The sequence below is a fragment of the Clostridium sp. KNHs205 genome, assembly GCF_000702945.1.
Taxonomy (GTDB): Bacteria; Bacillota; Clostridia; order Lachnospirales; family Lachnospiraceae; genus Anaerocolumna.
In genome coordinates this window covers 769,079-781,292 of sequence record NZ_JNLE01000005.1, presented here as the reverse complement: position 1 = coordinate 781,292, position 12,214 = coordinate 769,079, and the positions used below count along the sequence as shown (strand labels likewise).

Genomic DNA, 12,214 nt, shown 5'->3' with positions numbered 1-12,214 from the left:
TGCACCTACAGGAGTACATGCAGGAGCGTAAAGAGATGGAGAATGCGACACTACAATTTCTGCAGCAAACATTTTATAAATAGGAATCATCATAAAAATAATAATGAGATACAATTTATTGATATCAGTGGAGGGAATAAATGGATATTGAGATACGCAAGCTGACCCCAGACCTTGCAGAAGAGTATGTGAATTTTTTTGATATAACACCACACGATGATAACGTGGAGGAACATAAATGCTATTGTGTGTGTTGGTGTAACGAAGATTATAAGAGCAGAGACTTTTCAACCGCAGAGAAAAGAAGAGAACTAGCTTTTCAATATGTGAAAGGCAATAACCTTCAAGGTTATCTTGCTTATAGTGACGGTAAGGTGGTTGGATGGTGCAACGCCAATACGAAATCAGATTGCTTGAAATGCGCCAGCTGGCAAAGATTTATGTCATATGTGCCTTTAGAGGAATCGGACACCGATATAAAGGTGAAATCCGTATTCTGTTTTATGATTGCATCGGAAAAGAAAAGACAAGGTATTGCCACGCTGCTATTGGAGCGTGTATGTCAGGATGCGGCTCAAGATGGATTCCACTTCGTGGAGGCATACCCGTACAAAGAATTTAGTTATCAATCATCGGATTTTGGAGGATATTTTGAGCTGTATAACAAGTCGGGATTTCAAGTGGTTTTAGAAACGGAACAAGGACTTGTTATGAGGAAGAAGCTATAGGGTACAGTTTAAGAATAAACAAATGTAGCATTAAAGCTTCCTATCTGCTGTTGAGGTTTGCCAAGGCGTGCTGAAAAACTTTGGCTGATCAGAATGCTGGATAACTGTTCCTTCAGTTATATATTAGATTTTTATAATAGGAGGTGTTGTAAATTTATTTATATCACTATTTCGATAAAACCATCGGACCATTTGTCAATTTGTCAGAATTATCTATTGATGAGGCAAAATCTACTCTTGAAAAGATCAAAGTATCAAAACCGAATTCCCAAAGCGCACAAAGGCATGATAAGTACGTAGAGTACAGGCATAATTGCGAGAATATAATCCGGTCAGAGTTTGAAAAAAAAGGAGGAATTATAAACAGGAAATCACCACATTATATGGTGATCGGACATAGCCCATGGTTAAGTACCTGGTTTGAAGATAGTGCTTATGTGAAAATTCCGATTGAAGAATTTAACTTAAAGACGATATCATTTACTTATGGTGATTCAATGCCTACCTTTAGTCCTACAATTAATGATGGCAAGGAATATCGTAAAAAGCTATATACTTATGATGAAATACTAAACATTATTGAGAAGTATGGATTGCCACAGGATTGGAATGATGATGGGAAATACGGTCCGGAACGATATATTGAAGCTCATATCTGGAGTGATGAAACAATTAGTAAATACCGTAATATTACAAATTAGTAAAACATCTCATTAATAAGAGATAAGTTAGAGTCTGAAGAAAGCTGCTGAAATCAGATAAACCTTCCTTACATAAGAGGAGTAGTTATCGATCTACAGCAGCTTTCTTGTATGATTGCTATGTTATTTATTAATAAACGTTGTAGTAGAGAATATATGGCAGTGGTACCGATATTTTATAAGGTAATGTGAATATTTGTATGTAGTAAGTTCCTGCATCAAGGTCTGCAAAGATATCATAAAAACCACTTTCATCTTCATAGCCTAACAGGATAGGGTTTCCGGTTGAATCGGATATTACCATATACATGTTATCCATGTCTGTGTCATAATCCGTTGTGGTTCTGCCTAACAAGCTTACCCTGGATTTTTTGGTAAGAGTTATTTTGTAGGAATCCAGGCCATTGGCGACTACGGAGGTATCGATACTTCCAGTTATAAAATATCCGTTTGTTACTTCCTGTGCTGTGGCGATGTTTCCGCTTTTGGCGGTATCTTCTACAATGGTTACCTTTTCGTAATCCACATCTTCTTTGGGTACCGTAATGCTGCCCACTGATATGGGAGAAGAAGTATCAAGCGTATAGAGTTCGGTTATGTTTACTGCAAAGTTCAGATTCTGTCCTTCTTTTGTCTGCATGGTGTTTATTCCTATTACTTCACCGAATTCATTTAAAAGAGGGCCGCCGCTGTTTCCGGGGGAGATGGCGGTATCAGTCTGAATATAGTTTACATTGTCTATTACTCTTGAACTGTTTGATATGATTCCAGTACTAAAGGTGTTATCAAGTCCCAATGGATTTCCGATTGCATAGGCAGTTTCTCCGGTTTTTGGAGCATATCTGCTAAGAGTCAGTGGGGTTCCTGCGTTAGGTACACTTAAGAGTGCCAGGTCTTTCTCTTTGTCATAGCCAAGGATAGTAGTGACTTTATACTCTTTTCCAGTAGTTAGTTTAACGGTTATAGAGGAGGCATCTTCTATAACATGGTAATTTGTAGCAAGTATGCCTTTCTCAATAAAGAAGCCGGAACCAAGGCCCAGGTCAGTTGTTATCTGTACAACGGATGGTGAGCATTTTTCTGCTATTACAGATGCCTTTGGTACATCCTTGTCCGAACGTGTATCTTTTCCTACGGTTACTTTGAGGGTTGCTTCACCCAGACCATCTTCGGTTTTAAGGGTTATGGTGGTTGAACCTGTTTTGGTAGAGGTTGGTTTAAGATAGAGTTTTAAACTGTCCTGGCCGACCGGCCAGTCACCCCATTCACAGGTTATTAAGCTTTTATCTCCGACAGTGTAGAGTATTTGCTCATCATCTGAGGAATTCTTAACGGTGATTGTCACATAGCTCTTCTGATTTAAGGAAATCTCTGAGGTGCTGACTGTGAGTTTTGAATTGATGATGGTTACTTTACAGGTGTAGGTTCCGTTTTTGTCCTTGGCAGTGATAGTCGTGGTACCGGCAGCTTTGGCTGTTACAAGTCCTTTTGAACTTACTGTTGCAACTTTTTTAGAGGAACTGGTCCAGGTAACGGTTCCTTTGGCACCGGTAAGCTTAAGTGTAGCGGTGTTTCCCTTCTGAAGCTTTAAGGTGGTTTTATTTAGGAAAGGTTTTCTTACGGTTACCTTGCAGTTGTATTTTTTTCCGCCTACTGTAGCAGTTACGGTCGTAGTACCTGCCTTAACACCGGTTACCACACCTTTACTGGATACAGTTGCAATCTTTTTGCTGCTGGTAGTCCAGGTAACTTTTGAAGAGGTTCCGCTTATTTTTAAAGTAAGGGTACTTCCTGTATATACAGTCGCATTGGTGGTGCTTAATTTAACGGCAGCAGCTTCGGCATAACTAACGATGGGAATACCGGGAATGGCAGCCGGGGATAGTGCAAGAGCAGCAGCTGTCATTATAATCAGAGCTGTTTTCTTAATCTGTTTCATTATGTACTCCTTCTTAATGGTATGTTACTATTATGTTTGAATGACTTTATTATACATTATTTGCTATTACAGGGCAAGTATATAGTAATAACAGCCCACAGTAAGACCATGAAGGACATTACTATTAATATGTCAGAGATGGTGGAGTTATACTTATACTTGGACCGTTACCGGTTCCGAGTACCATATTCCATTAGAAGGGCGGCAAGCTGTACCTGGACAGGTGACAGAATACCAAACTCGCTGTAAAGCACCCAGACAATGGTATCCTTTCAACCAGGCACAACTGCCGCCGTTTTGTGGTATTAAGAACCCTTCAATGAAAAATTCCTACATGTAAGGAAATCTCATTGTTTATTTGCAATCGTTCATTTTATCACCTGTTTGAGCAGGTTTGTCGATATCAGGAACATCTCCGTCACCGTACTCTGTATTATAATCATAATCCAGATTGATCTTATCTAAAGTATTATAGCCTGATAACCCATCCTTCTGGCTGTCGGTATGAGCTTTGATATTATTTTTTTTCTGTGCCACTGATTTACTCCTTTCCTGTCAGAATAGTAAGTATGATGTGCATTGACAGGAAATTTATTCAGTTATCAGATACACACTAGTTGTTTTCCCTGCTTTTTTGTATAAATGAAAGGATTGTCTTAAAGCTGTCCTCCATGGACTGATAAACAGAAGCTTCTACAAGCTGTTTGTTTCCAGCATATTCGCAGAGAAAACTTGAAAATGCCACAAAACGCACATACTGACGGAGCAGGTCGAATTTTTCCGTATCAAGATAGCCTTTAATAATTCCATAATTATAATTTGTTATAGTAAGGACAGTTTCTTTCTCTGTACTGTCTAGTTTTTCAGTGAGTTCATCAAGCTTGTTTTCAACAAAGAGTTCTTTCAAATCGGTGTTTAAGTTGTTCATTTCTTCAGTCATTCCTCTTAATCCTTTCTGTTTACGAATCAATTTCTTATTTCTGATTGGCATTCAACGATATGCCTTGGCAGGCTTTATTATGATACCACATTTCCGGTATCAGAATCAATTCCAGAAAGTACGGAATAAGACCTTCGTTTTCCTATTGAATATTCTGCGTGAAAATGTGTCTTCTTCACACTTATCCTATAATAAAGAAACCAACCGCTGCGATGATATATATAGATACCAGTTTCAGGCCTTCCATCCAATTTGATCTTCCGGATTTGACCACCTGGTTTGCCACTAATACACTGGAGAAGAGCAGAAACAGCTCTACCGGTTTTAAAACAATACTCATAGGTGTATATATGAGGCTGATAAGTACTGATACCGGGATAACAAAAAGTGCGATTTGAAGGCTGGAACCTACAGCTATTTCTATGGCTATATCCATCTTATTCTTAAGAGCCATTATAATGGCGGTACTATGTTCGGCAGCATTTCCTACAATCGGAATAAGGATTATACCGATGAACATTTCAGAAATGCCGGCAGAGGAGGTCATGGGCTCTATGGTTTCGACCAGAAGCTCTGACTCAAATGCAATAAATACGGTACAGATCGCCAGTATGATAACACTTAATTTCAGGCTCCATTTGGAATCGAAATCTTCCGCATGTTCCACTCCGTATAAGTCTTTCTGAGTCCTGAAGGAATAAATCATTCCCAGAACATAGATGATAAGCATGATAATACTTGTAATGATACTAAAGCTTTCATATTTAGAGGAAACAAGTGTTTCTGATACATGGTATGTAAAAACTGCAGGAATGGACAGTCCAATAACTGCAAAGAGCAGCATGGTGGCAGTAAACGTACCAAGCTGGGAATCATACTTTAATTCCTTGTGTTTTAAACCTCCGGCTAAGATGCTGCAGCCCAGTACCAGGAGAATGTTTCCAAGGATGGAACCTACCAGGGAAGCCTTCACCACTTCAAAGAGTCCTGCTCTAATGGCAAAGAAACTGATAATTAATTCAGTGGCATTTCCAAAGGTTGCATTTAAGAAACCTCCAAATTTGGGACCTGTGTAAGCGGCTATTTCTTCTGTCGCAGTACCCAGCAAACCGGCTAAGGGAACAATGGATAAGCATATCAGAAAAAAGGTTAGGGTAGAATTCCATTTTAAATAATAGCCTAATATGGAAAAAGGAACACAGAGTAAAAGGAATTTTAAATATTTCATATGTAAAAATCCAGTAGTGCCATTGTATACTAAGAGCAAAAGAGACGCTGGCATCCTTTCCGTATCATATTTCTCTGCTCTCAACATTGGTATCTTCACCCTGTGCCACTAATTATTCTGCCTGACATACCAAATGTACCCTGAATTATACTCCTGTGCATTTATAAAATCAATGAGTCAATATTAATAGAAAACCAGAAATATACTGTAGGATATCACCAAAGAAGCTTAAATCCAAGCTGTGCAAATTTGTATATTTAGTAATACTGAAGCAGCCATTTTCAGTAGATTAGGTTCTTTACATATTGGAAAAACTGGCAATACCCAGGAGGAGTTTTCGTGAATTGACTTAATTCTGATTTAACTGGCAGAAGGCCGTATAGTCAATTAATCCTAATGGTTTTTTTCAAACACCGCACAAATCAAGGAATCAGCTGATTTTACAAGGATTCAGGGACAAAATTCATCTTGACAAAAAGAATCGATTTACAGTATATTTTGTATAAAATAGGTGATAAAATTACCTTTAGGAAATCAAGGAATTCACTTTTCTAATAATCGATAGGGTCAGAGCGGTGATGGAGGGCGAAAAGAGAGGTTTCAGATTATTGATTACAATAACAGGTCAAAAAAGGAGTCGAAATTATGGATATAGCAATGATAATTAGTATAATTTTCGCATTCGGTATGTTAATAGGTGCCTTTGTATTAGACGGAGGGCATGTCGGTGCATTGCTCAGTCTTACACCGGCCATGATTGTTATCGGTGGTACCATCGGAGTTGTAGGAGTTTCCTTTCCGGTATCGGTGCTCAAGAATATACCTAAGGTTCTGGGAATAGCTTTTCGTAATAAGAAAGAAAACAGAAAAGAAATCATAGAAATCTTCTATAGAATCGCAAATCTTGCAAGAAGCAACGGTCTCTTATCTTTGGAAACAGAGCTGCAGAATAATCAATACGATCCCTTTATCAAAGACGGATTACAGCTTGTAATGGACGGAACAGATCCTGAAATCATAAAGAAGATCCTGGAAACAAAACTTGACAACATGGAATTCAGGCATTCCAAAGGGATTGCGGTTTTTGAAGCAGCCGGCGGTTATGCACCAACCCTGGGAGTACTTGGTACCGTTATGGGGTTGGTACACGTATTGGGTAATCTGTCCGGTGATACGGCAGCACTGGGTGAGTCTATTGCCATTGCGTTTATTGCGACCATGTACGGTGTTGGTACAGCCAACCTTCTTTGGCTTCCTATAGCTACGAAACTAAAGGAAATTGATACAGATGAACTGGTTACTAAGAATATGATGATGGATGGAATTCTGATGATTCAGGAAGGCGGTAATCCGGCATTAATCGTAGAAAGGCTGAAGGGATACTTAGATGATGAAAAAGAAGGAGAAGAAGTCAGAGAACAGTGAGAGATGGCTTCTGACATATTCGGACTTAATAACTTTGTTAATGATTTTGTTCGTTTTATTCTATTCTATCAGCAGCGCAGACCAGGACAAGTATGAGGACATTGCAGCATCCTTAAGAGATGCTTTTGGAAGCAATGCCCAGGGTGGCTCTATCATACCTCAGGGCGGCGGTGTCTTAAACGGCGGTCAGACAATAGATCCCGGAAACGGAAATGGTAACGGTACAGAAACGGAAGCCGGTGAAGGGAAAGGAACCGGAATAGAAGATATAACAGAAGTCAGCAAAGATGAATATACCCAGCTGAAAGAGTGGCTTTATGATGCTGTAGGAAACGGAGAATTCAAAGACAGCTTAAGTATCAGCATTATGGATAGCGGAATTGTAATAACCCTCTCCAACGATGTATTGTTTGACAGCGGACAGGCAGATATCAAAAGTAATATGAAGAAAAATCTGGACATTATTGCACAGCTCTTAAAGCAGGTAGATAATAAGATTCAAATTGGCGGACATACGGACAACGTACCTATCAACCGTGGAATATTTACCTCTAACTGGCAGCTGTCAGCTCAAAGAGCTGCAAATGTTGTAGAATATATGGAAAATGAATATGGTATTGATCCCAAAAGAATGGTAGCCAGCGGATATGGTGAAAATGATCCCATAGCCTCCAACAATACCAAAGAAGGCAGAGCAAAGAACAGAAGAATCAGTATAACTATATTGTTTAATAATAATGGAGATTCCGAAGAAAATAATCAATAATAAAATCATAGCAGAAGGCTCTGTAATTCCTTAATCTGTAAAGGTAAGGAATTACAGAGCCTTCTTTTCTGCCTTAAAATGTACTTTGGGAGAGTAAAATACTGGAATGACTATGCTATAAATCAGGTTGTTATAATTAGGAAATCAATACATGTAATCGTAAAATAGTATTGACAAATCACCATTTCCATTGTACACTTTAACGAGTAAAAGTGTTAAACTACACAACTTTAAAGTGAAATCGCTTTAAACTGATATACAGCAGGAGGAGAACATGAAAAGAAGATTATTAGCAGGGTTATTATCGGCCTCTATGGTCGTATTGGCACTCACAGGCTGCGGAGTGAAGGATAACAGCACTACCACAGGCAGCAGTGATTCAGAAGCAGAGGGAAAAGTATACCGAATCGGTATCAATCAGTTAGTAGAACATGATGCATTGGATGCTTCGTATAAAGGTTTTGTAGATGCCCTTGCAGAAGCCGGTTATGTAGAAGGTAAGAATCTGGAATTGGATTATCAGGTAGCACAAGGGGATATGTCAACGGCAGGTACCATTGCAACGAAACAGGTAAATGACAAGCCTGATCTGATACTTTCCATAGCAACACCATCTGCACAGGCAGTAGTAAATGCTACAAAGGACATTCCGGTATTGGTAACTGCGGTAACTGACCCTGCAAGTGCAGGCCTGGTAGCCTCAAATAAAGCGCCAGGCGGTAATGTATCCGGTACCTCAGACCTGACACCTGTTAAAAAGCAGATAGAACTGTTAAAACAGCTGGTACCTGATGCGAAGAAGATTGCGGTACTTTATTCTTCCAGCGAAGTGAATTCCGTGGTACAGGCTGATCTTGCAAAAGCAGCAGGTAAGGAACTTGGAATTGAAGTAATTGATTCAACGGTATCCAATTCCAATGAGATACAGCAGGTAGTTCAGTCACTGGTAGGAAAAGTTGATGCTGTCTATGCTCCCACAGATAACCTTATTGCCTCCTCCATGTCCACTGTAGCACAGGTTGCCAATGCGAATAATTTACCGGTAATCTGCGGTGAAGGCGGAATGGTAGACAATGGCGGACTGGCTACCTATGGTATCGATTATTATGAACTGGGTATATTAACCGGCAAGCAGGCAGTTAAAATACTGGAGGGTACTGCTACAACAGCAGACATGCCTATAGAATACCTGCCGGATGAGAAATGTACACTTCAGATTAATTCTGAAGTAGCAAAGCAGCTGGGAATCATAATACCGGAGGAACTGCAGAGCAATTAACATAAGTTTGACTATCAGATTATTTCTGTAATTGTCCATACAATCTAAAGGCTGTCCCGGGGGTGCTACTATGGCAGGCCGCTGGGGCAGACTTTTCATTTCTCAGAAGTATAAAGCAGCAGGAAGGGAAGGTTAAGAAATTAAATGGAATCATATATTTTATCAGTACTTGGAGGTACCTCTCAGGGGCTTGCGTGGGCGGTCCTTGCTATAGGTGTATACGTGTCATTTCGAATATTGGATTTTCCCGATCTGACAAGTGAAGGCAGCTTTGCATTGGGAGGCAGTGTAAGCGCGGTCTGTATCGCTGGTCTGGGGCTTCATCCGGTAGTAAGTCTTCTGATATCAATTGCAGCAGGTATGGCAGCAGGTGCTATTACGGGATTCTTACATACCAAATTAAGAATCCCCCCAATACTTTCCGGAATTCTTACCATGATAGCTCTGTATTCTGTCAACCTTGGCATAATGGGAAAAGCAAATACTCCTTTACTGGCTAAGAAGACAATCTTATCAATGGCGCTGGAGCTGTTCTCAGAAAAAACAGGCATCAGCTATAATCTGCTCCAGATACTAATTACTATGGGGCTGGGATTGATTTTTGTAGTACTGGTAATTATCTTTTTGTACTGGTTTCTTGGAACCGAAACCGGCTGTGCTCTTCGTGCTACCGGCAATAATGAAGCAATGGTGCGGGCCCAGGGAGCTAATACAGATGCATTGAAGATTCTTGGCCTTATGGTAGGAAATGGACTCATTGCCCTCTCTGGCGGACTGGTTGCACAGACCCAGGGCTTTGCGGATGTATCAATGGGTGTAGGTGCCATTGTTATCGGACTTGCTTCTATTGTAGTGGGAGAGGTAGTATTTAAGAAAGTGCGCTCTTTTGCAGTCAGACTGATCTCCATTGTTGTAGGGTCTGTTATCTACCGAATTATTATTGCAACGGTATTATTCCTCGGTTTTAATACCAATTATCAGAAGTTATTAACTGCCGTACTGGTTGCAGCAGCTTTGGCCATACCTGTTTTCAAGAAGGAAAAGGTCAGGATAGTAAAGGAGGCAGAATAATGCTTGAGATTAATGAGTTATATAAAACCTTTAATGCCTATACCATTAATGAAAAGAATGTCTTTAAGGGGCTCAATCTGGAACTTGAGAAATCGGATTTTGTTACGGTTATAGGCGGTAATGGTGCGGGCAAATCGACTATGCTTAATATGATAGCAGGTGTATATTATTCGGACAGCGGAAATATAAAACTGGATGGCATTGATATAACCAGGATGCCTGAATATAAAAGAGCTGCCTATCTGGGAAGAGTCTTTCAGGATCCAATGATGGGCACAGCGGCGCATATGGAAATTGAGGAGAATCTTGCTCTTGCATACCGCAGAGGTAAGAAAAGAGGATTAGGCTGGGGGATCTCCAAAGCAGAAAAAGAGCTGTTTGCAGAACAGCTTAAGAAACTGGATCTGGGACTTGAAAGCAGGCTCACCTCAAAGGTCGGTCTTCTTTCAGGCGGTCAGAGACAGGCACTGACCTTATTGATGTCAACACTTAAGAATCCGAAGCTCCTGCTCCTGGATGAGCATACAGCGGCCCTGGACCCCAAAACAGCCCAGAAAGTACTGGAACTGACGGACAATATTATAAAAGAGAATGCACTGACAGCTTTTATGATCACACATAATATGAAGCATGCAATTCAGTATGGAAACCGTTTGATCATGATGCATGAAGGCAGGATAATCTTTGATATCTCAGGAGAAGAAAAGAAAAAACTTCAGGTAAAAGATCTGCTGGAGAAGTTTGAGAGTGTAAGCGGAAGTGAATTCAGCAACGACAGGATGTTGTTATCCTAGAGTATTTTTAAAGAACTCTGGATCATATTTGGTAACTCTTTTAAGAAATATCTGGTAAAAAGAAAATCTACTCATATTCGACATAATATGTTATAATTATAAACTGATGGTTGGTTTTTTATAACAGTCTGATTTAACAGGACGGATATTACAAGGCAGTATAAGCTGAGCTGTATTCTACTGAGTTCACCTTATCAGGACGTAACGTAATTGGAGGATATGGAGTATGAGATTTATTTCCATAGATAGAGTTGCACCCGGTGATGTTCTTGCTAAACCGATTTATGGCAATCAAGGGATTATATTATTAAGAGAGAACCTGGAGTTAACAGAAAGTATTTTAGCCAGATTAAAGACTCTTGGTTACACAGGGTTATACATCGAAGATGACATTTCAGAAGGAATCGTTATAGAAGACATCGTAGATGAAGGACTTAAGCTCCGGGCTGCTACCAGGCTGGAGGAAATTGTTAACAGCAATGGAAGTATAACAGAAATGCTTCCTATGATTAAAGAAATCGTTGGCAGTGTTATTTCCAATAAAGATGTGGAACTGAATATGCGTCATTTATGGGGGCATCATGAGTATACTTATCTTCACTGTGTCAATGTAGCAATACTGGCAGTCAGTGTTGGCATTAAGCTGAATCTGCCTGCAGAGGATCTGAATTACCTTGGTACAGCAGGGATACTTCATGACATCGGAAAGAAGCAAATTCCACAAGAACTTCTGGATAAGAAGGAAAAGTTAACAGACGATGAATACGAGGCTCTTAAGAAACATCCGGAATATGGTTATGCCATGCTTTTAAGCGCTCAGGAACTTACCAGTGTTACCAGGGCAGGTGTGTTGCAGCATCATGAGAGGTATGACGGTTCAGGATATCCAAGAGGCTTAAAAGGAAATGAGATAACTCTTTATGCCCGGATACTGGCAGTAGCAGACACTTACGATGCCATGACCTCGGACAGGGCTTACAGAGATGCCTTTGCTCCTTCCGAAGCTGTTGAATACCTAATGGGAAATGGCAATCTTCTCTATGATAATATGGTGATTGATGCCTTTATTAGATGCGTTACCATATATCCAATAGGTTCCTGCGTAGAGTTGAATAATGGGATACAGGCAATTGTCCTGAAAAATTATTCTGATTGTATACTAAGACCGGTAATAAGAACCATAGATACAAAAGAAGTGTTAGATCTTAAAAATGAGTCCAGGTATTTAAACTATTGTATAACCAAGCTGGTAATCTAAAGCTTAAGGTTAAAGTATAATTTTTATTATATTGACAAATAATATTAGGACTGATATCATGATAGAAGCAAAAGGCGAAGATGTT

General features: G+C 39.8%; 12 protein-coding genes. 8 read left to right on the top strand and 4 right to left on the bottom strand.

Going from position 1 to position 12,214, the window contains the following annotated elements; genetic code table 11:
- Positions 1–140 precede the first annotated feature (140 nt).
- Both BR73_RS0123030 and BR73_RS0123025 read left to right on the top strand, forming a co-directional pair.
- Entirely contained in the window at positions 141–728 is a 588-nt protein-coding gene (locus BR73_RS0123030) for a GNAT family N-acetyltransferase (RefSeq protein ID WP_033168181.1), read from the top strand.
- A 200-nt stretch (positions 729–928) separates the two neighbouring features.
- A complete protein-coding gene (locus BR73_RS0123025) occupies positions 929–1,429 on the top strand; it encodes a hypothetical protein (protein WP_242860748.1) in 501 nt (166 codons plus the stop codon).
- A gap of 130 nt (positions 1,430–1,559) precedes the next feature.
- Here the strand turns inward: BR73_RS0123025 and BR73_RS27860 are convergent, their stop codons facing one another.
- The 4 genes from BR73_RS27860 to cax all read right to left on the bottom strand — a co-directional run bounded on the left by BR73_RS27860 (position 1,560) and on the right by cax (position 5,536).
- Positions 1,560–3,368, bottom strand: coding sequence for a trypsin-like peptidase domain-containing protein (locus BR73_RS27860; RefSeq protein WP_051685513.1), 1,809 nt, complete (start codon positions 3,366–3,368; stop codon positions 1,560–1,562).
- A gap of 354 nt (positions 3,369–3,722) precedes the next feature.
- Positions 3,723–3,905, bottom strand: coding sequence for a hypothetical protein (locus BR73_RS0123010; RefSeq protein ID WP_033168179.1), 183 nt, complete (start codon positions 3,903–3,905; stop codon positions 3,723–3,725).
- Between the two features lie 76 nt (positions 3,906–3,981).
- Positions 3,982–4,296, bottom strand: a complete 315-nt coding sequence (locus BR73_RS0123005) for a hypothetical protein (protein ID WP_156034909.1) — start codon at positions 4,294–4,296, stop codon at positions 3,982–3,984.
- A 193-nt stretch (positions 4,297–4,489) separates the two neighbouring features.
- A complete protein-coding gene (gene cax / locus BR73_RS0123000; RefSeq protein WP_033168878.1) occupies positions 4,490–5,536 on the bottom strand; it encodes a calcium/proton exchanger in 1,047 nt (348 codons plus the stop codon).
- A 645-nt stretch (positions 5,537–6,181) separates the two neighbouring features.
- On the opposite strand from cax, the gene BR73_RS0122995 reads away from it, so the two are divergent.
- The 6 genes from BR73_RS0122995 to BR73_RS0122970 all read left to right on the top strand — a co-directional run bounded on the left by BR73_RS0122995 (position 6,182) and on the right by BR73_RS0122970 (position 12,129).
- A complete protein-coding gene (locus BR73_RS0122995) occupies positions 6,182–6,961 on the top strand; it encodes a flagellar motor protein (protein WP_033168177.1) in 780 nt (259 codons plus the stop codon).
- On the top strand, positions 6,924–7,727 hold the full coding sequence (locus BR73_RS0122990; RefSeq protein WP_051685512.1) for an OmpA family protein: 804 nt from the start codon (positions 6,924–6,926) through the stop codon (positions 7,725–7,727). Before BR73_RS0122995 ends, BR73_RS0122990 begins: the two co-directional genes overlap by 38 nt.
- Positions 7,728–8,001: 274 nt before the next feature.
- Positions 8,002–9,006: an ABC transporter substrate-binding protein gene (locus BR73_RS0122985; protein ID WP_051685511.1), complete on the top strand. Its 1,005-nt coding sequence runs from the start codon at positions 8,002–8,004 to the stop codon at positions 9,004–9,006.
- Positions 9,007–9,150: 144 nt separating this feature from the next.
- Positions 9,151–10,077 (top strand): ABC transporter permease, encoded by a 927-nt coding sequence (locus BR73_RS0122980; protein ID WP_033168176.1) that lies wholly within the window; start codon positions 9,151–9,153, stop codon positions 10,075–10,077.
- Positions 10,077–10,871: an ABC transporter ATP-binding protein gene (locus BR73_RS0122975; protein ID WP_033168175.1), complete on the top strand. Its 795-nt coding sequence runs from the start codon at positions 10,077–10,079 to the stop codon at positions 10,869–10,871. The genes BR73_RS0122980 and BR73_RS0122975 overlap by 1 nt, the downstream gene beginning before the upstream one ends.
- Before the next feature lie 226 nt (positions 10,872–11,097).
- Complete coding sequence (locus tag BR73_RS0122970) at positions 11,098–12,129, top strand: HD-GYP domain-containing protein (RefSeq protein ID WP_033168174.1); 1,032 nt, start codon at positions 11,098–11,100, stop codon at positions 12,127–12,129.
- Positions 12,130–12,214: the final 85 nt, after the last annotated feature.